Origin of the sequence: Methylobacterium mesophilicum SR1.6/6, assembly GCF_000364445.2 — a bacterium.
Lineage (GTDB): Bacteria > Pseudomonadota > Alphaproteobacteria > Rhizobiales > Beijerinckiaceae > Methylobacterium > Methylobacterium mesophilicum_A.
Genome location: NZ_CP043538.1, coordinates 4,855,794 through 4,877,147, shown reverse-complemented (window position 1 = coordinate 4,877,147; position 21,354 = coordinate 4,855,794). Strand labels below are relative to the sequence as shown.

Annotated in this window: 22 protein-coding genes; 6 read left to right on the top strand and 16 right to left on the bottom strand. The window is 71.7% G+C overall.

Translation table 11 applies throughout. The features are described 5' to 3' along the window. Positions 1-80: 80 nt before the first annotated feature. Complete coding sequence (locus MMSR116_RS23160) at positions 81-584, bottom strand: pyridoxamine 5'-phosphate oxidase family protein (protein ID WP_010686116.1); 504 nt, start codon at positions 582-584, stop codon at positions 81-83. A gap of 127 nt (positions 585-711) precedes the next feature. On the opposite strand from MMSR116_RS23160, the gene MMSR116_RS23155 reads away from it, so the two are divergent. The 3 genes from MMSR116_RS23155 (at position 712) to mobA (ending at position 2,896) form a co-directional block, all read left to right on the top strand. Further along, positions 712-990: a hypothetical protein gene (locus tag MMSR116_RS23155; protein ID WP_010686117.1), complete on the top strand. Its 279-nt coding sequence runs from the start codon at positions 712-714 to the stop codon at positions 988-990. A 138-nt stretch (positions 991-1,128) separates the two neighbouring features. After that, the gene (apbC, locus tag MMSR116_RS23150; protein ID WP_010686118.1) at positions 1,129-2,277 is read left to right on the top strand and encodes an iron-sulfur cluster carrier protein ApbC; all 1,149 of its coding nucleotides are present in this window, start codon (positions 1,129-1,131) and stop codon (positions 2,275-2,277) included. 4 nt (positions 2,278-2,281) lie between these two features. Continuing rightward, a complete protein-coding gene (mobA, locus tag MMSR116_RS23145; protein ID WP_010686119.1) occupies positions 2,282-2,896 on the top strand; it encodes a molybdenum cofactor guanylyltransferase MobA in 615 nt (204 codons plus the stop codon). A 152-nt stretch (positions 2,897-3,048) separates the two neighbouring features. On the opposite strand, the gene MMSR116_RS23140 is transcribed toward mobA, so the two are convergent. From MMSR116_RS23140 to MMSR116_RS23115, 6 genes are all read right to left on the bottom strand, one after another. Then, positions 3,049-3,507 carry a peptidylprolyl isomerase gene (locus MMSR116_RS23140; RefSeq protein WP_010686120.1) on the bottom strand — a complete coding sequence of 153 codons (459 nt, stop codon included), beginning with the start codon at positions 3,505-3,507 and terminating at the stop codon, positions 3,049-3,051. 79 nt (positions 3,508-3,586) lie between these two features. Then, on the bottom strand, positions 3,587-4,084 hold the full coding sequence (locus tag MMSR116_RS23135; RefSeq protein WP_010686121.1) for a hypothetical protein: 498 nt from the start codon (positions 4,082-4,084) through the stop codon (positions 3,587-3,589). Between the two features lie 7 nt (positions 4,085-4,091). After that, on the bottom strand, positions 4,092-4,640 hold the full coding sequence (locus MMSR116_RS23130) for a peptidylprolyl isomerase (RefSeq protein ID WP_010686122.1): 549 nt from the start codon (positions 4,638-4,640) through the stop codon (positions 4,092-4,094). Positions 4,641-4,656: 16 nt separating this feature from the next. Beyond that, on the bottom strand, positions 4,657-5,160 hold the full coding sequence (gene coaD, locus MMSR116_RS23125) for a pantetheine-phosphate adenylyltransferase (protein WP_010686123.1): 504 nt from the start codon (positions 5,158-5,160) through the stop codon (positions 4,657-4,659). Positions 5,161-5,209: 49 nt separating this feature from the next. Then, a complete protein-coding gene (gene gyrA / locus MMSR116_RS23120; RefSeq protein WP_010686124.1) occupies positions 5,210-7,942 on the bottom strand; it encodes a DNA gyrase subunit A in 2,733 nt (910 codons plus the stop codon). Positions 7,943-8,131: 189 nt separating this feature from the next. Beyond that, positions 8,132-8,479, bottom strand: a complete 348-nt coding sequence (locus MMSR116_RS23115) for a hypothetical protein (protein ID WP_010686125.1) — start codon at positions 8,477-8,479, stop codon at positions 8,132-8,134. Positions 8,480-8,696: 217 nt separating this feature from the next. On the opposite strand from MMSR116_RS23115, the gene MMSR116_RS23110 reads away from it, so the two are divergent. Then, on the top strand, positions 8,697-9,566 hold the full coding sequence (locus MMSR116_RS23110) for a S49 family peptidase (protein WP_010686126.1): 870 nt from the start codon (positions 8,697-8,699) through the stop codon (positions 9,564-9,566). A 35-nt stretch (positions 9,567-9,601) separates the two neighbouring features. Here MMSR116_RS23110 and MMSR116_RS23105 read toward each other — a convergent pair whose 3' ends face one another. Continuing rightward, on the bottom strand, positions 9,602-10,489 hold the full coding sequence (locus MMSR116_RS23105) for an NAD(P)-dependent oxidoreductase (RefSeq protein WP_432419916.1): 888 nt from the start codon (positions 10,487-10,489) through the stop codon (positions 9,602-9,604). Between the two features lie 91 nt (positions 10,490-10,580). On the opposite strand from MMSR116_RS23105, the gene MMSR116_RS23100 reads away from it, so the two are divergent. Then, positions 10,581-11,603 (top strand): P1 family peptidase, encoded by a 1,023-nt coding sequence (locus MMSR116_RS23100; RefSeq protein ID WP_010686128.1) that lies wholly within the window; start codon positions 10,581-10,583, stop codon positions 11,601-11,603. Between the two features lie 128 nt (positions 11,604-11,731). Further along, entirely contained in the window at positions 11,732-11,998 is a 267-nt protein-coding gene (locus MMSR116_RS23095) for a GCG_CRPN prefix-to-repeats domain-containing protein (protein WP_010686129.1), read from the top strand. A gap of 53 nt (positions 11,999-12,051) precedes the next feature. On the opposite strand, the gene MMSR116_RS23090 is transcribed toward MMSR116_RS23095, so the two are convergent. The 8 genes from MMSR116_RS23090 to MMSR116_RS23055 all read right to left on the bottom strand — a co-directional run bounded on the left by MMSR116_RS23090 (position 12,052) and on the right by MMSR116_RS23055 (position 21,150). Next, positions 12,052-12,333, bottom strand: coding sequence for a hypothetical protein (locus tag MMSR116_RS23090; protein WP_010686130.1), 282 nt, complete (start codon positions 12,331-12,333; stop codon positions 12,052-12,054). After that, a complete protein-coding gene (locus tag MMSR116_RS23085; protein ID WP_010686131.1) occupies positions 12,330-14,711 on the bottom strand; it encodes a response regulator in 2,382 nt (793 codons plus the stop codon). Before MMSR116_RS23085 ends, MMSR116_RS23090 begins: the two co-directional genes overlap by 4 nt. A 52-nt stretch (positions 14,712-14,763) precedes the next feature. Continuing rightward, entirely contained in the window at positions 14,764-15,684 is a 921-nt protein-coding gene (rarD, locus tag MMSR116_RS23080; RefSeq protein WP_010686132.1) for an EamA family transporter RarD, read from the bottom strand. Between the two features lie 110 nt (positions 15,685-15,794). Then, the gene (locus MMSR116_RS23075) at positions 15,795-17,486 is read right to left on the bottom strand and encodes a methyl-accepting chemotaxis protein (protein ID WP_039894389.1); all 1,692 of its coding nucleotides are present in this window, start codon (positions 17,484-17,486) and stop codon (positions 15,795-15,797) included. A gap of 256 nt (positions 17,487-17,742) precedes the next feature. Further along, on the bottom strand, positions 17,743-18,342 hold the full coding sequence (locus MMSR116_RS23070; protein ID WP_010686134.1) for a pyridoxamine 5'-phosphate oxidase family protein: 600 nt from the start codon (positions 18,340-18,342) through the stop codon (positions 17,743-17,745). Beyond that, a complete protein-coding gene (locus MMSR116_RS23065) occupies positions 18,339-18,671 on the bottom strand; it encodes a lipid-A-disaccharide synthase N-terminal domain-containing protein (protein WP_010686135.1) in 333 nt (110 codons plus the stop codon). The genes MMSR116_RS23070 and MMSR116_RS23065 overlap by 4 nt, the downstream gene beginning before the upstream one ends. Beyond that, the gene (locus tag MMSR116_RS23060; protein WP_010686136.1) at positions 18,665-19,432 is read right to left on the bottom strand and encodes a glycosyltransferase family 2 protein; all 768 of its coding nucleotides are present in this window, start codon (positions 19,430-19,432) and stop codon (positions 18,665-18,667) included. Before MMSR116_RS23060 ends, MMSR116_RS23065 begins: the two co-directional genes overlap by 7 nt. Then, positions 19,429-21,150: an ArnT family glycosyltransferase gene (locus tag MMSR116_RS23055; RefSeq protein ID WP_010686137.1), complete on the bottom strand. Its 1,722-nt coding sequence runs from the start codon at positions 21,148-21,150 to the stop codon at positions 19,429-19,431. Before MMSR116_RS23055 ends, MMSR116_RS23060 begins: the two co-directional genes overlap by 4 nt. Positions 21,151-21,354: the final 204 nt, after the last annotated feature.

Genomic DNA, 21,354 nt, shown 5'->3' with positions numbered 1-21,354 from the left:
CAACACCGCGGACGTCAAGAAGACGGGCGGCCTCCCTCCGGAAACCGCCCGCGAAAAGCCCGTGTCCTGAAACCGGAATGTCAGGCGAGATCGACCTTCTTGGTCTCGGTCTTCGGGCTCTCGCCGGTGAGCGAGGCCTTCACGTAGCCGTAGAGGTGCAGCATCGTGCTGTTCGGGCTGTCCCAGTACTCGCCCTTCTCCGGGTGGACGCGGATCAGCGCAACCTCCGGATCGTTCTTGCCGTTCGGGAACCAGGTCTTCAGGCTCTCATTCCACTTGGCATCGATGATCGACTGGTCGCGGACAATCTCGGCCTTGCCGGCCACCGAGACGTAGTTCTGGCTGGACGGGTCGGAGTAGGCCAGGTTGATCTGGTTGTCCTTGCTGATCTCGGCCGTCTTGGGCGAGTGCAGCTTGGTGAAGAACCACAGGTCGCCGTTCTCGTCGGCGTCGTTGTTCCACATCGGGCGGCTGTTGAGCGTGCCGTCGGAATCGACGGTGGTCATCATGGCGATCTTCACGTCCTTGATGAGCTCGAACAGCTTCTTCGCGCCCTCGTGGTCGCGGTGGTTGCCCTGATGCATGAAAGTGGTCTCCTACGCGTCGTTTCGGTCCCGGCGGGGTCTCCGGAGGATGCCCCGGCCGAAGGCTGCCCCGACAACGGATCAGTCTCCGGTTGGTTCAGCTTCCCCGTGCGGTGAGGAGGTTCGGATGCGAGGTGTTCGGAGGTTGGGGTGCGCGGCGGCGCTGGCGCTCTGCGCGCTCTGCGCGCTGCCGGCCGCCGCCGAGGTGCGCTTCGGCCCGGGCGTGCGCATCGGCGGCCACGACTTCTCGAACCGGCGCTACGGCAGCGTCCATATCGAGCGCGTGAAGCGCCTGCGCGGCCCCCTCGGCTGCCGCCGCCTGCGCCACGGGGTCTACCGGCGCGGAGACGGGAGCGTGGTGCGTGGCCCCATGGAAGCGTGCAACCTCGTCGCCCGCCCGCACTGAACGCGAAGCGGGCGGCCGGGACGGCCACGGGGACGCAGGCCGCCGGCGCCGGCGCCGATTGCGGGCCCGGGGTCTGGTGTTCTCGGCCCGCTCGGCTACATGCACTGGCATACCTGCTTGCCCCGGTGGAGAACGATTTTGGCGATCACCCGCGACGACGTGCTGAAGGCGCTTGCCGACGTCACCGTCGATGCCGCCGGCACCACCCTGCCCGGCTCGGGACGGCTCTCTCAGGTCGTGGTCGATCCGAACAGCCGCGTGATGTTCTCGATCCTGGTCGATCCCAGCGAGGCCGAGCGGTTCGAGCCGGTACGGCGGCAGGCCGAGGGCCGGGTGCTGCAGATGCCGGGCGTCTCGGGCGTGTTCGCCAGCCTGACCTCCGAGCGGAACCAGAGCCACCCGGCCCAGAGCGGCGCCGCCCCCCGCCCCGTGACGCCGCCGCCGGTCGCGCCGCCGCGACCCGGCGCGCCGCCGAACCAGGGTCCGCAGATCGCGGGCGTGCGCCACATCGTGGCGGTCGCCTCGGGCAAGGGCGGCGTCGGCAAGTCGACCACGGCCTGCAATCTCGCCCTGGCGCTCCAGGCTCAGGGGCTGAAGGTCGGCCTCCTCGACGCCGACATCTACGGGCCGTCCGTGCCGAAGCTGTTCGGCCTCTCGGGCAAGCCCAACGTCGTCGACAACAAGGCCATGGAGCCGATGGTCGGCTACGGTCTCAAGGTCATGTCGATCGGCTTCCTGATCGAGCCCGAGACGGCGATGATCTGGCGCGGCCCGATGGTGCAGTCGGCGATCACCCAGATGCTGCGCGACGTGCTCTGGGGCGAACTCGACGTGCTGATCGTCGACATGCCGCCCGGCACCGGCGACGCGCAGCTCACCATGGCGCAGGCGACGCCGCTCTCGGGCGCCGTGATCGTCTCGACCCCCCAGGATCTCGCGCTGATCGACGCGCGGCGCGGCGTGACCATGTTCAAGAAGGTCGCGGTGCCGATCCTCGGCGTGATCGAGAACATGGCGACCTTCGTCTGCCCGAATTGCGGCCACGCCTCACACATCTTCGGGCATGGCGGCGCACGGAACGAGGCGCAGCGGCTCGGCGTGCCGTTCCTCGGCGAGGTGCCGCTGAACATGGCGATCCGCGAGACCTCGGATTCCGGCCGGCCAGTGGTCGCGACCGATCCCGAGGGGCCGCACGCCAAGGTCTACCGGGACATCGCCGCCCAGCTCTGGGCGAACCTGTCCGGCGCGCCGGCCGGGCGGACGGCGCCGAAGATCGTCTTCGAGTGAGGCCGTGGCGCCGCCGGCCGATCCCGCGCCGGTCCTGGGCCTGATCCTGGCCGGCGGCCAGGCGCGGCGGATGGGCGGCGGCGACAAGCCGCTGCTGCGCCTGGGTGGGCGGACCCTGCTGGAGCGGGTGGTCGAACGGCTCGCGCCGCAATGCGGGGCCGGTCTGGCGCTCAGCGCCAACGGCGACCCGGCGCGGTTCTCCGGGTTTCCCGGTCCGGTGCTGCCGGACCCCCTGCCGGACCAGCCCGGCCCGCTCGCCGGCATCCTCGCCGGGCTGGAGCACGCCGCCGCGCAGGGTGTCGCGCGGGTGGTCAGCGTGTCGGGCGACGCGCCGTTCCTGCCGGGGGATCTGGTGGCGCGGCTGGAGGCTGCCGGATCCGAGGCCGGCATCGCCCTCGCGGCCTCGGGCGAACGGCAGCACTACACGATCGCGCTCTGGCCGACGGCTCTGCGCGGCGCGCTTCGGGACTATCTCGAACGGGGCGAGCGGCGCGTCGGCGGCTTCATCGCGCGCCATGGGGCGGCGGTGGCATCCTGGCCGGCGGAGCCGGTGGATCCGTTCCTCAACATCAACACGCCGGCGGATCTGGCGGCGGCGGAAGCCCTCGACCGAGGGTGATGCGGTTCCGCCGTCATCACGAGCACAGCGAAGTGACCCCGGGGCAGCGCGACTGAGGGTGTCGTGCTGACTGGATTGCTTCGCTGCGCTCGCAAGGACGGCGGAGCCGAAGCCATCGAGAGATGGCTTCAGACGTCAGGCTTGATCCGAACTCAAGCCGCCGCGACGGTCGCCTTCACGATCTTGTCCGGCGAGCGCGGCGGCTCGCCCTTGTTGATCGTGTCGACCACGTCCATGCCTTCCACGACCTTGCCCCAGACCGTGTACTGCTTGTCGAGGAAGCGGGCGTCGTCGAAGCAGATGAAGAACTGCGAGTTCGCCGAGTGCGGGAAGTTCGTGCGCGCCATGGAGCAGGTGCCGCGCACATGCGGCTCGGCGTTGAACTCGGCCTTCAGGTCCGGCAGGTCGGAACCGCCGGAGCCAGTGCCGGTCGGGTCGCCCGTCTGGGCCATGAACCCGTCGATCACCCGGTGGAACGGCACGCCGTCGTAGAAGCCTTGGGCGGCGAGCGTCTTGATCCGCTCCACGTGGCCCGGGGCGAGGTCGGGACGCAGCGCGATCACGACGCGGCCCTTGGTGGTCTCCAGCACGATGGTTTCGTTGTCGGCCATAAGTCTATCCTTCCGGTTGAGGGAACTGTATCGGCGCCCGCCGGATCCGGCCAGCGCCCGTGACGTCGATCGCCGGCGCTCAGGCCGGCGGGCGGTAGACGAAGCGCAGCGCCACCGGCCGGCCCGCGATCGCCCGGCCGAGGCCCCGCGTCAGGTGGACAGGGGTGCAGCGCGCCAGCGCGTCCACGGTCCCGCGCACGAGAATCGCCCGCTGGTCGCCCGCGACGCCCGCCGCGTAGGTGATGCGCGGCGCGCCGATCAGGCTGCCGTCCCGCCGGAGGGCGAAGCGCGCAGTGATCTCGATATCCTCGGGCTCAGCCTTCGGCGGCCCGAGCCCTGCCGGAACCTGCCAGCAGGCGGCCAGCGCCGGGTAGAGCTCGTCCAGGGTATCGGCGGGCTTCGTCGCCATCCGCGACACCGGCACAGCGACCGTCGCCCGCAGGGTCTGCGGCAGGCTCAAGGGATAGCCGCCGCCGGGCTCGAAGGCGTAGCCGTAGAAGGGGCTGCCCTCATAGGTCTCGGCCTGCGCCGGACCCAGGCTCAACAGGAGGATCGCGGCGGCGCGCCAGCCCGGCATGCGGCCGCTACTTGCCCTTCTCGGCGAGGGTCATGCTGACGATCTTGTCGGGATCCTGCACAGCGCCGCCGGGGGCGCCGGGCGAGGCCTTCTTGATCTTGTCCAGGACGTCGAGCCCGTCGGTGACGTTGCCGACGACCGTGTACTGGCCGTTCAGGAACGGCGCATCGCCGAGGCAGAGGAAGAACTGCGAGTTCGCCGAGTTCGGATCCTGCGAGCGCGCCATGCCGACCGTGCCACGGCGGAACTGGGCCGATTGCGAGAACTCGGCCGGGATGTTGGGCAGGCTGGAGCCGCCGGTGCCGTTGCCCTTCGGGTCGCCGGTCTGGGCCATGAAGCCGTCGATGACCCGGTGGAACTTCAGGCCGTTGTAGAAGCCCTGGGAGACCAGCGTCTTGATCTGCTTGACGTGCTTGGGCGCCAGGTCCGGCCGCAGCTCGATGGTGATCCGCCCGTCCTTGGTCTGCAGGTAGACCGTGTTGGCGTCGGCGGCCTGGGCGGCCGTGGCGGTGCCGAGCGTGAGGGCGAGCGCGAGGAGGGCGTGGCGTCGGTTCATCGAAGTCCTTCCGGGGTCAGGAATTGGCGGCGAAGCGCTGCCGGAGGCGCGCGGCCACGGCGGCGGGGACGAAGGGCGAGACGTCGCCCCCCATGCCGGCGATCTGGCGCACCAGCGTCGCGGTGATCGGGCGCGCCTGCGTCGAGGCGGGCAGGAACACGGTCTGCACCTCGGGCGCCATGGCGCCGTTCATGCCGGCGAGCTGCATCTCGTAGTCGAGATCGGTGCCGTCGCGCAGGCCACGGATGAAGATCGCGGCGCCGCAGCGCCGGGCGGCCGAGACGGCGAGATCGTTGAAGGTCACGATCTCCAGCGCCGCGCCTTCGGCCTGGGCCACCGGCCCGCAGGTCTCGGTGAGGAGCGCCGCACGCTCCTCGGCGGAGAACAGCGGCGCCTTGCCGGGATGGACGCCGATGGCGATCACGAGGCGGTCCACCAGCCGGCAGGCTTGGCGGATCACGTCGAGATGGCCGTTCGTGACCGGATCGAACGAGCCGGCGTAGAGGGCAGTGCGGGTCATTAGGGCCCGACCTAGAGCATTTTCGCGCCGGACGGAACCGGGCGGCGCCTCAGGCCTCCTCGCCGCCCTCGGGGCCGGCCTCGGCGCCCTCGTCCTCGCCCTCGATGTGCTCCACCGAGACGACCTTCTCGTCCTTGGCGGTGTTGAACACCGTAACGCCCTGCGAGGCGCGACCGACGATGCGGATGTCGTCCACCGGCACGCGGATCAGCTGGCCGCCGTCGGTGACCAGCATGATCTGGTCCGAGGCCTCGACGGGGAAAGACGCCACGAGGCTGCCGTTGCGGGCGTTGACCCGCATCGCCGTGATGCCCTTCCCGCCGCGTCCCGAGGTCCGATACTCGAACGACGAGGAGCGCTTGCCGAAGCCCCGCTCCGACAGGGTCAGCACGTACTGCTCGGCGCCCCCCATCTCGTTGTAGCGGTCGAGCGAGATGGCCGCCGCCTCGGCGCCGTCCTCGGCCTCCGCGTCGCCGTTCTCCTCCGCCTCGCCGGTCACGGCGCGGCGCATCTTCAGGTAGCCGGCCCGCTCTTCCGCGGTAGCGTCGAAGGCGTTCAGGATGGTCATCGAGATGACCCGGTCGTCCTTGGCCAGCAGGATGCCGCGGACGCCGGTCGAGTCGCGGCCCTTGAACACGCGCACGTCCTCGACGGGGAAGCGGATGCACTGACCCAGAGCGGTGGTCAGCAGCACGTTCTGGTCCGGTCGGCAGATCTCGACGTGGACGATGTGGTCGCCCGGGTCGAGCTTCATGGCGATCTTGCCGTTGCGGTTCACCGTGGTGAAGTCCGACAGCTTGTTGCGCCGGACGTTGCCGCGCGCGGTCGCGAACATGACGTCGAGCGTCTCCCAGGACGCTTCGTCCTCGGGAAGCGGCATGATCGTGGTGATGCGCTCGGAGGTGTCCTGCAACTGCAGGATATTCACCAGCGCCTTGCCGCGGGCGTTCGGGGCGGCCATCGGCAGGCGCCAGACCTTCTCCTTGTAGGCCTGGCCCTGGCTAGAGAAGAACAGCACCGGCGTGTGGGTGTTGGCCACGAACAGGCGGGTGACGAAATCCTCGTCGCGGGTCGCCATGCCGGAGCGGCCCTTCCCGCCCCGGCGCTGGGCCCGGTAGGTCGAGAGCGGCACGCGCTTGACGTAGCCGGCGTGCGACACGGTCACCACCATGTCCTCGCGGGCGATCAGGTCCTCGTCCTCGACGCTGCCGTCGAAGTCGACGATCTCGGTCCGGCGCGGGGTGGCGAACTGCTCGCGGACTTCGGCGAGCTCGCCCTTGACGATCCCCTGGATGCGGGCGCGCGAGCGCAGGATGTCGAGGTAGTCGGCGATCTCGTCGGCCAGCGTCTTCAGCTCGTCGCCGACCTCGTCGCGGCCGAGCGCCGTGAGGCGCTGCAGGCGCAGGTCGAGGATGGCGCGGGCCTGGGTCTCGGACAGGCGGTAGGTCCCGTCCTCGGCGACGCGGTGGCGCGGGTCGTCCACGAGCGCGATCAGCGGCGCGATGTCGTGGGCCGGCCAGTCGCGGGCCATCAGGGCCTCGCGGGCCGTGTTCGGGTCCGGCGAGGTCCGGATCAGCCGGATGACTTCGTCGATGTTGGCGACCGCGATGGCGAGGCCGCACAAGACGTGGGCGCGCTCGCGGGCCTTGCCGAGCAGGAACTTGGTCCGCCGGGAGACGACCTCCTCGCGGAAGTCGACGAAGGCCTGGAGCAGGTCCTTCAGGTTCATCAGCTCGGGGCGGCCGCCGTTCAGCGCCACCATGTTGCAGCCGAAGGAGCTCTGCAGCGGCGTGAACCGGTAGAGCTGGTTCAGCACCACGTCGGCCATGGCGTCGCGCTTGATCTCGACGACGATACGCATGCCCGTCCGGTCGGATTCGTCGCGCAGGTCGGAGATGCCCTCGACGCGCTTCTCCTTCACCAGCTCGGCGATCTTCTCGACGAGCGTCGCCTTGTTCACCTGGTAGGGGATCTCGGTGAAGATCAGCGCCTCGCGCTCCTTGCGCAGCTCCTCGACATGCGACTTGGCGCGCATGATCACCGAGCCGCGGCCGGTGGCGTAGGCCTGCCGCGTGCCGGCGCGGCCCAGGATCATGCCGCCGGTCGGGAAGTCCGGCCCGGGCACGATCTCGGTGAGCTGCTCGATGGTCAGCCCCGGCTCGTCGATCAGGGCCACGCAGGCGTCGATCAGCTCGCCGAGATTGTGCGGCGGGATGTTGGTCGCCATGCCGACCGCGATGCCGCCGGCGCCGTTGACCAGCAGGTTCGGGAAGCGGGCGGGGAGGACGGTCGGCTCCTCGCGCGACTCGTCGTAGTTCGGTCCGAAATCGACGGTGTTCTTGTCGATGTCGGTGAGCAGCGCGGTCGCGGGCTTGGCCAGCCGCGATTCGGTGTAGCGCATGGCGGCCGGCGGATCGCCGTCCACCGAGCCGAAATTGCCCTGCCCGTCGATGAGCATCAGGCGCATGGAGAAGTCCTGCGCCATCCGCACCAGGGCGTCATAGATCGATTGGTCGCCGTGCGGGTGGTAGAGACCGATCACGTCGCCGACGATGCGCGCCGACTTGACGTATTTCCGCTCGGGCAGGTGCCCGGATTCGAAGGCGGAGTAGAGGATGCGCCGGTGCACCGGCTTGAGCCCGTCGCGCGCGTCGGGAAGCGCCCGGCTCACGATCACGCTCATGGCGTAATCGAGGTAGGAGCGGCGCATCTCGTCGGTGATGGAGACGGGGCGGATGTCGCTGGCGGGCGGGGCGGCGCCAGTCGGATCGTTCTCGGCCAAGTCGATTTCCGTTCTGAAGCCCGAAAGGGCGATGCTCGCGGCCCGAGCGCGGCGCGCGATGCGCCGGACCGGCCTTGCGGAAGAGCAGTGATATCAGACGGTTAAATAAGGTTTTCCGAGGCCGCCCGCAAGGTCGCCGACAGGGGCGCGTCCCGGCCCGCTCGGGGGTCGGGACGCAGGTCGGTTCGCTCAGTAGAACGTCAGATGGCGGTGGCCCACGGCGCGGCCGCGGAACGCGTGGTGTCGGTAGCCGTGATGCCGGTAGCCGTAGTGGCGACGGAAACCGTAGTGGCGGTGCCAATGGTGCCGGCGCCAATGGTGGCGACGGTGCCAATGATGTCGATGATGCCAGTGGCGCCGCCAGTGATGGCGCCGGTGCCAGTGGCGGCGGTAGTGCCAGCGGGCCTGCTGCACCGCGGGGGCGGGTGCCGCAGCGTCGGCGGTCGCCGGGACCGGAAGGGGCGCCGCGCGCGCGGGCACGCTCGCCAGCCCGCCGAGCAGGGCGGCGAGGAGGACCAGGATTGGCCAGGGTCGCATCGTTTCTCTCCCGTGTGAGCACCCGTCCGAGTCCAGCGGATCCGGGCCGGCACGAGGCTCGCACCGTCGCCTGAAACGGCCAAGGTCGGCAAACGGTTCGATCCGGTGTGACTGCGCAGCCGCACGACCCTTGCACGGGGTTAAGAAACGCCCAGTTTGCAAAAGACGCATCCGGGCCGTCCCCTGCCCGGCCTTCGACGAGCCGCGCAAGATCTCCATGGCGTTCGCGTTCCTCGACTCCGTCCGAACTCTCCTGCCCCGCCGCTTCCGGGACCGCCGCCCGCGGGTCGCGGTGGTGCGGCTCTCCGGGACCATCGGGGCGGTCTCGCCGCTCCGCCCGGGCCTCTCGATCGGCGGCGTCGCGGGCAGCCTGGAGCGGGCCTTCGGCATGCCCGGGGCCAAGGCGGTGGCGATCGTCATCAACTCCCCCGGCGGCTCGCCCGCACAGTCGCACCTGATCCACCGGCGCATCCGGGCGCTGGCCGACGAGAAGAGCCTGCCGGTGATCGCCTTCGTGGAGGATGTGGCGGCGTCCGGCGGCTACATGATCGCGTGCGCGGCCGACGAGATCGTCGCCGATCCGACGTCGATCGTCGGCTCCATCGGCGTGGTCTCGGCCGGGTTCGGCTTTCACGGCCTGCTGGAAAAGCTCGGCGTCGAGCGTCGCGTCCACACGCAGGGCGAGGCGAAGTCGATGCTCGACCCGTTCCGCCCCGAGGATCCCGCCGACGTGGAGCGCCTGAAGCGCATCCAGGCCGACGTGCAGGACCTGTTCACCGGCCTCGTCACCGCTCGCCGCCCCGGCCTGTCGAAGGCCGAGAACCTGTTCACCGGCGCGGTCTGGACCGGGCGGCAGGCGCTGGCGCTCGGCCTCGTCGATGCGCTCGGCGACGTGCGCACCGCAACGCGCGCGCGCTTCGGCGAGAAGGTCGACCTCCGGCTCGTGGCCGAGGCCCGGGGCGGATTGCTCTCCCGCCTGCTGCGCCGGGGAGGCGCTCCGGGCGGGATCGAGGCCGGGATCGGGCTCGCCGAGGGCGCGGTCGCGGCCGTCGAGGAGCGCGCGGCCTTCGCCCGCTACGGGCTGTAGGACGAGGGTCGCGGGCGCGACCCTCCGGTAGCCCGCTACCGCCCCGCACGCCGGGCCGAGACGCGCGCCAGGGCGGCGAGGTCCTTCTCGCCGTCGCCGTGGCTGATCGCCTCGATCAGGCCGTCGCGCAGGACGCTGGCGAAGGGCATCGGCACACCCGCACCCTCCGCGGCTTGGAGGGCGAGCCGCACGTCCTTGGCGCCGAGCTTGAGGATGAAGCCCGGGGGCTCGTAGCGGTTCTGGGCGATCGACGCGCCGTAGCCCTTGTAGACCGGCGAGGCGAACAGGGTGTTGGTCATCAGGTCCAGGAAGTCGGCGCCCGCGACTTCGTGGCCCTCCGTGAGGGCGCAGGCTTCCGCCATGGCCTCGATGGCGGAGATCAGCATGAAGTTGCCGGCGAGCTTGACGGCGTTCGCCCGCACCGGATCCTCGCCGAAGCGCCAGGTCTTGGCGCCCATGGCGTCGAGCAGCGGTCCCGCGCGGTCGATGTAATCGGCGGCGCCCGCCGCCACGATGTTGAGCTTGCCGGCCTCCGCCACGTCCGGCCGCCCGAAGACCGGCGCCGAGATGTAGGGCACGCCCGCCCGCGCGTGCACGGCGGCGAGCTGCTTGGCGAGCGCCACCGAGACCGTGCTCATGCCGATGTGCAGGCCGGGCCGCTCCGGCCGGTCGAGCAGGCCGCCCGCCACGATCACGGCTTCGAGCGCCGCGTCGTCGGCCAGCATGGTGATGACGGCCTCCCCGGCGAAAGCCTCGGCGGCGCTGCCCACCGGGGTGACCCCTTCGATGCCCTTCGCGGCCTCCGGCGAGCGGTTCCAGGCGCGGACCCGGTGTCCGGCCCGCGCGAGGCTGGCCGCCATGCCGCGGCCCATCCGCCCCATTCCGATGATTCCGACGTCCATGCCGTGCTCCTCGCGGCTGATCTGCCGTCCGCCAACCTGGGCGACCCCGGCCGGCGGTCAACGGGTCCGCGCGCGGATTTGCGTCGATCGCGGCGCGTGGCAAGCTTGCCCCATGCTGCACAACCGCATCACCGACATTCCCGGCCTGCGTGTCGGTCACGCCAGCGACATTTCGGTCGCGAGCGGCGTCACCGCGATCCTGTTCGACGCCCCTGTCGTGGCCTCGGTCGACGTGCGGGGCGGCGGGCCGGGTACCCGCGAGACCGACCTGCTCGACCCCGAGCGCACCGTGGAGCGGATCGACGCCCTCGTCCTGTCCGGCGGCTCCGCCTTCGGGCTCGACGCGGCCGCCGGCGTGACCGCGTGGCTCGCCGAGGCCGGGCGCGGCTTCCCGGTCGGCGGCATGCGCGTCCCGATCGTGCCCGGCGCGATCCTGTTCGATCTCCTGAACGGCGGCGACAAGGAATGGGGCCGCTACCCGCCCTACCGTGAACTCGGCTTCGCGGCCGCCGGCGCGGCCGCGGAGGATTTCGCCCTGGGCTCGGTGGGAGCCGGGACCGGCGCCCGCACGGGCCGGCTCAAGGGTGGGATCGGCTCGGCGTCGGCCCGCGTGGCGGGGACGGGTTTTCGGGTCGGGGCGCTCGTGGCGGTGAACGCCTTCGGCAACGCGACCATCGGGGACGGGCCGCATTTCTGGGCCGCGCCCTTCGAGGAGGGCGCGGAGTTCGGCGGCCTGGGCTCGCCGGCCCGGCTGACGCCGGAGGCCCTCACCTTCCCGGGCCGGGCGCTGCCGGGCGCCGCCACGACGCTCGCCGTCGTGGCGACCGACGCGGCACTGACCAAGGCGCAGTGCCGGCGCCTCGCGGTGGCGGCCCAGGACGGCCTCGCCCGGGCCCTCGTGCCGGCCCACACGCCGCTGGACGGGGATCTGGTCTTCGCGGCGGCCACCAGCGCCGTGCCGCTCTCCGACCCGGTGGTTGAGATGGCACGGCTGGGCGATGCCGCCGCGCGGGTGCTGGCCAGGGCGGTCGCGCGAGGCGTGTTTTCCGCCACGAGCCTGCCCGGCCATGCGGGCGCGCCGCCGCTGTCCTGGACCGGCCTGCCGCCGGCTTGGTGCGATCTGTTCGGCGTCTGATCCACGCCGCCGAATCGGACCCGCGCGGAACGAAGTGCCGGGAGAGGGGTTTCCGGCCGCGGCCGAAGGCCGTGTCGTGGCCTGGCCAGCGCCGGGCGGCGACCTGTCTCACATCGGGAGGAATGCTCATGCGAATGACCGGCCTGATCGTCGCCGCGTCCGTGGCGCTGTTCGCCGGCGGGGCCCAGGCGATGCCCGTGGCACCACTCTCCGGCGGCGACGCCTCGATCACCCTCGTCCGCGGCGGATGCGGGTTCGGCGCGCATCGCGGCCCCTATGGCGGCTGCCGCCTGAATCGCGGTCCGCGGGGCGCCATCCGCCGGTCCATCACCGGCGCACCCGGCGGCTGTCCGCCGGGCCTCTATCGCGGTCCGCGCGGATTCTGCCACCGGTGATCGACGGCGCCGCCCGGTCGAACCGGGCGGCGCGCACGGATGGCAGCGGTGGCTCAAACCTCGCCGCGCGCATCCTCGATGAGCTGGGCCAGCCCGGCATCCACCTCCTCGGCGAGCATCGCCCGCTCAGCGTCGGTAAGATCCTTGGCCCAGGCGCCGCCGCCGAACCCTTCCGCGCAGCGCGTCCGCTCCGAGGCGATGTAGGCCTCGGTCTCGGCCGGGCGCGTCTTCATGGCGTGGACGAGTCCGAACCACGCCGCCCGCTCCACCACGGCCAGCCGCGCCCGCAGGCGAATGGCCACGGCCTTCTCCGGATCGATCCCGTCCCCGCTCATCGCGCTTCTCCCCCATCGTTCTCGGCGAGCCGCTCGATCAGGCCCTGGAGACGTCCCGGCACCGGCTCGCTCGCCGAACGCGCGTAGAGCACGCGCAGTTGCCGGCCGATCTCGGCGAGGCTCATGGAGCCCTTGGCGATCACCCGGTCGGCCTGCCGGTTCAGGCTCTCCTTCTCGGCGATCGAGATCTCCTTGGCGGTGAGCACCACCACCGGCACGTCGCCGTCGGGTCGCGCGCGCAGAGCGCGCAGGAAGCCGAACCCGTCCATCTCGGGCATCATCAGGTCGAGGAGGATCAGGCTCGGCCGCGCCTGGCTGACACGATCCAGGGCGATCCGGCCGTTCTCCGCCTCGTCGACGGTCCAGCCCTCCCGGCCGAGGGAGCGGCGGAGGCGGTCGCGCGCGTCCGCATCGTCGTCGACCACGAGGATGCGCGCCTCACCGGGCGCCTCAGGCCGGTAGCGCTCCATGAGGCCCTTGAGCCGGTCCCAGTCGATCGGCTTGACGAAGTAGTCCGTGGCGCCGAGTGCCTGGCCGAGGCCCTGCTCGGCGACCACCGAGGTCATGATCACCGGTGTCCCGACGAGGTCGGGGTCGTTGCGCACCGCGTGCAGCACCGCCCAGCCGTCCATGCGCGGCATCTCGACGTCGAGCAGGATCGCCCGCGGCTTCAGGGCCCGGGCGAGCGTCAGGCCGGCGCGGCCATCGTTGGCGCTGCGGACGTGAAAGCCCTCGCGCTCCAGGAAGCGCTGGAGGAGCTCCCGGGCGGCCGGATCGTCGTCGACCAGCAGGACCGTCTCGTGCTGCTCGTGCGGCTCCACCGGCGTGTGCGCCTCGGCCTCGGCGGCCGCCGTATCCTCGGGCCTCAGCGTCGCGGGCAGGCGGATCGTGAAGGTGGCGCCCGCGCCCGGCGTGCTGGTGACGCCGATGTCGCCTCCCATCGTCCGGCAGAAGGCGCGGGTGATGGCGAGACCGAGGCCGGTGCCGCCGAACTGGCGCGTGGTCGAGTCGTCGGCCTGCACGAAGCGCTCGAACAGGCGCCCGATCTGCGCCTCGCTCATGCCGATGCCGGTGTCGGTAACCGCGAAGGACAGCCAGTCGGCCCCCTCCTCCCGGTGCCGGCGGACCATGAGGGTGATGGTTCCCCGCTCGGTGAACTTGGCGGCGTTGCCGATCAGGTTCAGCAGGCACTGGCGGATCTTGGTCTGGTCCTGGTGCATCGCGCCGAGATCCGCCTCCGCCGCGTCGAGGACGAAGCGGTTGGCCTTCTTCTCCACCAGGGAGCCGGTGGAGTCGGAGACGTCGCGGAGCAGGTCCGCCACCGAGAACGTCTCGGCCGAGGCGGTCATGCGGCCGGCCTCGATCTTCGAGATGTCGAGGACGTCGTTGATCAGCGACAGGAGGTGGCGCGCCGCCGCCTCGATCTTGCGCAGGTCCGGCAGCAGCGCGGCCTGGCCGATATCCTCCAGCTCCTCGCCGAGCATCTCGGAATAGCCGATCACCGCAGAGAGCGGCGTGCGCAGCTCGTGGCTCATGTTGGCGATGAACTGGCTCTTGGCGAGGTTGGCCGCCTCCGCCGCCTGCCGGGCACGCTCCACCGCCTCCTCGGCCTCCCGGCGCGCGGTGACGTCGACGCAGGTACCGACCCATTCCCGCAGAGAGCCGTCCTCGGCAAGCACCGGCACGCCGCGCACCTCCATGGCGCGCCAGACCCCGTCGTGGCGGCGCAGGCGGTACTCGACCTCGTAGACCGAGCGGCTCTCCACGCAGGCCGCCCAGGCATCGGCGGCGTGGCCGCGGTCGTCGGGGTGGACCGCGTCGAGCCAGCCCCAGCCCTGGTAAGTCTCCTCGCTCTGCCCGGTATAGACGCTCCAGCGGACCTGCGGCGGCAGCAGCTCGCCCGCCGCGTTGGTGTTCCAGATCACCGCCGCCGAGGCGTCCACCAGCGCCCGGAAACGCTCCTCGGAATGGCGCAGGCGCTCCTCGACGGCGCGTCGGCGGGTGATGTCGGTGTTGGTGCCGTACCAGCGCAGGATCCGGCCGGTCTCGTCCCGGTGCGGCAGCGCCTTCGACAGGAACCAGCGATAGGTGCCGTCCCGCCCCCGCAGGGGAAAGGTGTCCTCCCAGGACCGGCCCAGCAGGATCGCCGCCTGGTAGCGCTCGGTCACCGCCTCGACGTGGTCGGGATGGTGGACCGCCCGCCAGCCCCAGCCGCGCATCTCCTCTAGCGAGGTGCCGGTGTAGTCGTACCAGCGCTGATTGTACCAGATGATGGTCCCGTCAGCCTCGGCGATCCACGCGAGCTGCGGCAGCGTCTCGGCGAGGTTCCGGTAGTCGGCGTCCGTGACGGCCTGCCCGCCGCCCTCAGTCTCGCTCATCGGCCACGCGCAATCCCATCATCCGCCCCGCGGCGGCTCATACCGGTATTCCTTATACACGCATCGTGTCCGGATCCGACCGCGCCGGTGCAGGAGCGGGTGCAGGAGCCGGCGCAGGGCCCGGCCGACGCCGGCCCCGCAGCGCATCGACGGTGTAGAGGGCGAGCGCCACCCAGATCAGGGCCAGCATCGCGGCTCGCGGCGGCTCCACACGCTCGCCGAAGGCCAGGACGCTGAGCCCGAGCAGGCAGGTCGGGGCGACGTACTGCAGCAGGCCGAGGGTGGTGAGCCGCAGCCGGACCGCCGCGGCGGCGAACCAGATCAGCGGCAGGGCCGTGGTGAGGCCGGTGAGCATCAGGAGCGCGAGGCTCGCCGGTTGCGCAGGCAGGAAGGGCTCGGGCGTGTGGACGAGCCACGCGACCGCCGCCGGCAGAAGGAGCAGCGTCTCGGCCAGGAATCCGACGAGCGCGTCGACGCCGACGATCTTCCGGGCGAGGCCGTAGAGCGCGAAGCTCACCGCCAGCGACAGGGACATGAGGGGCAGCTCGCCGGCCCAAACGACCGCGACCCCGACGCCCGCCGTCGCGACGCCGACGGCCGCAGCCTGCATCGGCCGGAGGCGCTCCCCGAGCACCACGCGGCCGAGGGCCACGCTGACCAGCGGGTTGATGTAGTAGCCGAGGCTCGCGTCGAGCAGATGCCCGGTGCTGATCGCGTAGAGGTAGAGCAGCCAGTTCACGCCGATCATCGCGGCCGAGAGCAGCAGCAGGGCGTGGCGCGGTCGCAGGGGCAGCGGCAGGTTCAGGCGGTGGCGCGCCGCCAGGATCAGGGCCAGGGTGCCGGCGAACACGCTCGACCAGACGATCCGTTCCGCCAGGATGTGGTTGGGGCTGTAGGCGCCGAGCAGCCGGAAATGCAGCGGGACCAGCAGGCCCCAGCTCAGATAGGCAGCGAGCGCGTAGACGAGGCCCACGAGTTCCTCCCGGTCGGCCCGGATGGGCAGCCGGGCCCCGAGCCTTTAGCCCGGGCGGCGGCCGGGCGTCAGGGGGAGTGGCGCAGGGCTGCCATCCCGGAGGCTTGCCGTCAGGCGGCCCGGATCGTCGCGAGGAAGCGCCGAACCTCGTCGCCGAGCTCGTCCGATTGGCGGGCCAGCGCGGAGGCCGAGGTCAGAACCTCGCCGGCGGCCGTCCCGGCCTGCCCGGCAGCGGCGGCGACGGCCGCCATGGTGGCGGTGACCGCGCTCGTCCCCGCGGAGGCTTGCGCGACATTCCGGACGATCTCCTGAGTCGCCACCTCCTGCTGGTCCACCGCCGTCGCGATCGCGGACGCAGCGGCATCGATGTCCCGAATGCGCGCCAGGATCGAGGCAATCTCCGAGACGGCTTGCGCCGTGACGCCCTGAATGCGGCCGATCTGGTCCGAGATCTCGCCGGTCGCCCGGGATGCCTGGGCGGCGAGATCCCGGACCTCGCTGGCGACGACGACGAATCCCTGGCCCGCCTCCCCGGCCCGAGCCGCCTCGATGGCGGCGTTCAAGGCGAGGAGGTTGGTCTGGCCGGCAATGCCCGCGATCACCGTCACGACGTCGCCGACCTTGGCGGCGGCGGCGCTGAGATCCTGGACCAGGATGGCCGTCCGACCCGTCTCGGACGCGGCGGCCTGCGTGAGGGTTGCCGAGCCGAACACCTGCCGGCCGATCTCCTGAACCGACGCGCCGAGCTGCTCCGCCGCACTCGCAACCGTGTTGACGTTCAGGGCGGCTTCCTCGGCTGCGGTCGCCACGGTGGTGGATTGGTCGGCGGACCGTCCGGCGGTGTCGGACATGGTGTGGGCTGTGGTCTGCAGCGCGGTGACGGAGGCGGCGACATGGCCGATGATCCGGACGACCGTATCCTCGAAGCCTTCGGCGAGCCGCAGCAGCGTCCGGCTGCGGTCCGCCGCGGCCGCCGCAGCCAGCAGCCGCTCGCTCTCGGCCTGCTCGTTCGCCCGTCGAGAAACCAGAGCCTTGATGCCCTCGACGGCCTTGCCGATGGCACCGATCTCGTCCGCTCGTTTGGCCTCGGGGATCGCCGTATCGATGTGCCCGGCCGACATGGTCTTCAGGGCGACGGCGAGGTGGCCGAGCGGGCGCGTGACGCCGACATTCACCAGCAGCATCCCGATGAGGATGCTGGCCGCGATGCCACCCGCCGACACGCCGATCGCCCAGGTCAGGGTCGCGCGGGTTTCCACGCTCAGCGCCTCGGAGCCTGCGCGGATCGCCGTGTTCAGGTCGTCGGCGAAGGCCTCGAGTTCCGCAAACAGCGTCTTCTGGAGCGGGTCCACCTTCTTGTGGGCGAGGGTCAGCGCCTGGGCGCTCATGCCCTTCTTGGCCATGGCGCACATCTCGCCGGTCAGCGTGGCGTAGGTTTGGAGCAGGTCCGCGATCCGGCCGGTCCGGTCGTTCAATCCCGGCGCGTTGCGGCGCACGCCGTCGAGAAGCCTTCCCGCCTCGGCCGGGAGCGGCTCGAACGCGGCCCCGACGCGATCCGACTCGTCCGGATCGGCCTCGCCGAGGGTGCGAAAGGCCACGTAGCTCATCTGATAGACGACGCGACCCAGGCGCGCCGCCATCGTGGCCGCCGTCGCGTCGTTGCCGAGATAGGCTGTGTAGGCCGCGTCGGCGGCGGCCATGCGCTGGGAGATGTACCACAGATAACCGATCGAATTCGCGGCTATGAACGCGAAGGCGACGGCGATCTTGAGAGCAATGGAAACTTTGAGCAAGTAATGCACCGCCGCGGCCCCTGGTTGGAGCCGCTCGAAAAACGCCCGATCATCGGACATTCTCCCTGCGAAGCGTCGGCGCCGGGGAGTTCCATGAGTTGCTCTTAGCCGCGGCTTAAAAAGAAGGTGCCGCGAAGTCGATCTTGAGCCGCTGCGCTGGGACGGCTTGGATCGTAAAAGATACGGGCGCGATGGCGTTTCATCCTTCGGTGGCGTGGGAAGGTCGACTTCAACCACCTGAGACCGAATCGCCGGACCGGCCTCCTCAGGGTGCGAGCCAGCCGCCCTGCCAGTGCGGCGCGCTCCGGCGCCAGGCGGCGCGACGGTGACCGCGGCGGTCGAGGTAGAGGAAGTCCAGCCGCTCCGCCCGGATCACGACGGCGGCGAAATTCGGCCGGCCCAGCGCCGCCGTCCCCTCGTCCGGCAGGGCGTAGGCGCCACCCGCCGGGAGGGCGGTGCCGGGACCGGGCTCGCTCCCGTAACAGACCCGGCTCATCGCCCGGGAGCCGGCCCAGGCGGCGTCCGCGACGGCGTCGTCGGTGTGCAGGCTGGCGCGGCCCTCGACGCGGATCTGGACCTTCGCGGCGTCGTCGTAGGCGGCGAGCGCGCAGGCCGGACGCGCCCGGATCTCGGCGGCCTTGTCGGAGCGGCGGTCGCAGTGGAACCGCAGGGTGCCGTCGGCGCCGTCGGCCGCGCGCAGCACCACGGTGCGCAGCCGGGGGGCGCCGTCCGCACCGAGGGTTGCCAGCGCCGGCAGGTGGAAGCCGCTGCGGCCATGCACGGCGCCGTCCGCCAGGAGCCGCCACAGCTCGGCGTAGGTGGCGTCGAGATCGTCGTAGAAGGACGGCAGCGGTGCGCGGGTCATGCCGCGCCGCGCCTCCGGCGCCGCTCCCGGAAGATCAGCGCGAGGTTGCGCAGGTAGATGCCGGTCGACAGGCCCTGGCCGATGATGATCACCGGCTCGCGCCGTACGAACCCGTAGACCAGGGTCATGATCCCGCCGAGGATCGACAGGAACCAGAAGGAGAGCGGCATCACGCTCCGACCCGCCCGCTCGCTGGCGATCCATTGCAGGATGAAGCGCGAGCCGAACACCACCTGGGCGACGATGCCGAACACCAACCAGAAATCCATCCGGGTGACGAACACGTCGTAGAAGTAGTCCGGCAGATCGTGGGCAAGCTGGATCAGCATCCGACGTCCTGGTCTGCCGGCGCGCCGGCCGGAAGGGCGATCTCCTCCGGCCGCGGATCGGCGCGCTTGCGCCGGATCAGCCACCAGACCCCCGCGAGATCGAGGAGCCCGACCCAGAGGCGGTCGAACAGGCCGTAATTCGACACGCCGGTGAGCCGGGGCCGATCCACGACGTCACGATGGACCACGGAAAACCCCTCCCGGGCCACCAGGGCCGGCATGAACCGGTGCAGGGCGTCGAAATAGGGCAGCCGGAGATACACGGCGCGGTGGAAGACCTTGAGACCGCAGCCGGTGTCGCGGGTGGAGTCGTTCAGGAGCCGTCCGCGGACGCCGTTGGCGATGCGCGACTGCAGCATCTTGAACCGTCCGTCCTTGCGACCGCGCCGCTGCCCCTGGGCGAGGCCGGCCGCCGGTCCGGCCGCCTCCAGGGCGTCGAGCAGGATGGGGATGAAGGCCGGATCGTTCTGGCCGTCGCCGTCGAGCGTCGCGATGATGGTGCCACGGGCGGCGAGCGCCCCGCTGCGCACCGCCGCAGACTGGCCGCCGCTCCGGGCATGGCGGAGCACGCGCAGCCAGGGCCGGCCCGCCCGGGCCGCCGCGAGGGCCGCCGGCGTGCCGTCCGTGGAACCGTCGTCCACGTAGATCACCTCGAAGGCGAGGCCCGCGCAGGCGGCCTCGATCTCGGCGACGAGCGGCGCGATGTTGCCGCCCTCGTTCTTCACCGGCACGACGACGCTGAGGTGGGGAACGTCGCTCACGGCACCACCCCGTAGGCCGTGACGAAGACCCGCCGGCCGGTGTTGAGGTTGAAACCGTCGACCTCGGCCAGCGGCGCGGGCACCCCCCGCCCCACCGGCCAGGCCGCGTTGAAATCGTCGCGGTCGCGGGCTTCGACGAAGAGCAGCCGGCAGCCTCCGCCCTCCAGGAAGGCCTTGGCGGCGGCGCCGTCCGGCGGCAGGGCGAGGCCGGTGCCGACGAGGAAGACGAGGCTCGGCTCGCGGTAGCCCAGGCTCGCGACCTCCGGGTTCGGGCACGGCATCCGGTCGCGCAGGGCGGCGAGCCGGGGCGAGACCTTGAGGGCCGGCAGCGACAGCTGCGCCACGCCGAGCACGGCCGGGCCGAGCAGGCAGGAGGCCAGCACCCCGAGCACGAGGGCGCGCTCGGCCGAGCCTTGCGCGAAGGCGAGCCATCCCAGCGCCGCGACCACGCAGGCAGCGGCGAGCAGCGGCAGCGCGGGCCACGGGAGCGTGTGGGCATCGAGGCGCCAGCCGGCGAGGCAGAGGCCGAGGGTCAGCGCCGCCGGGATCGCCGGCAGCAGCAGGGCCGTGAGGCGCGCGCCCCGCAGCCGCGGGTCCAGCGCCCCCCGCGACAGCGCCAGCACGGTGAGGATCGCGAGCCACGGCATCAGCGGCAGGACGTAATGGGGCAGCTTGGTCGGCACCGCCTCGAAGATCAGCCAAGCCGGCAGCACCGCGGCGATCAGGAAGCTCACGGCGGCCTCGCGCCGCGCCCGCCACGCGAAGGGCAGGCTCATGGCGGCGAAGGCCGCCCCCGGCCAGAAGGTGGCGAAGAAGGCGAGCGCGTAGGCGCCGGGCGGCCCCCAGTGGCGCTCCGCCGCGCCGCCCACCTTGCCCAGCATGTCGTGCCCGACCGCCTCCGCGTAGAAGGCGCCGCCGCTCTTCCACGCGATGGCGGCGAACCAGGGCGCCACCAGCAGCACCGTCAGGGCGAGACCCGGGACGGGCCGCAGGGCCAGGAGCCAGCGCCCGGAGCGCGCCTGCACCGACAGGATCAGGGCCGGCAGCGCCACGAACAGCGGCACCATCGGTCCCTTCACCAGGATGCCCAGCGCCATCCCGACCCAGAAGGCCGCGAAGACCGGCCCCGCCGGAGCGCGGCCGTCGCGGGCCGCCAGCCACGCGCGGGCGAGGGCGCCGAGGCTCGCGGTGGCGCAGGCGACGAGGAGGGCGTCGGTCTTGGCCAGATGCGCCTCCGCGGCGAGCATCAGGCACCCGCCGTACAGGGCGGCGGCCAGCAGCGCGAACCGGCGGGACAGGAAGGCGAGCGCCGCCCAGTAGGCGAGCAGCACCGAAACGGTCGCTCCCAGCAGCGACGGAATCCGGTAGAGGGCGATCTGCGTGCGCGCCTCCGGGACGCCGAGGGCCTCGCCGGCCGCCACCGCGGCGGCCTGCGCCCAGTAAATCCCCACCGGCTTCTTGTGCCGCGCCTCGCCCTGGAAGCGGATGTCGACGAGGTCGCCCGTCTCCAGCATCTGCTTGGAGGCCTGGGCGAAGCGGGGCTCGTCGCGGTCCATCGGCTGCATCGAGATCTGGCCGGGCAGGAACATCACCAGGCACAGCGCCAGCAGGGCCGCCACGGCGCGGCCATGGCTGACGCTCAGCGCGTCGAGCCCGCGGCCGACCCGGTCGGCATGGGCGAGGCGCGGCGTGCCGCCGGCGGAGAGGCTCGTGGTCATGCCGGGCCGGTCAATCAGGAACGCGCCGGAAGGTCAAATGCAGGGGATCGGATCCGGAGCCGCTGGCGCGGCGAATTCCGGTGCTGGGTCCCGGATAAGGTTGCGCTAACGCTCCACCTGTCCGGGAAAGGGGCGGTCCAGGATGAATCGGAACCCTTTTCCCGGGCGCATGCAGCGTCAACGGACTGCGACCCGGGACCCAGC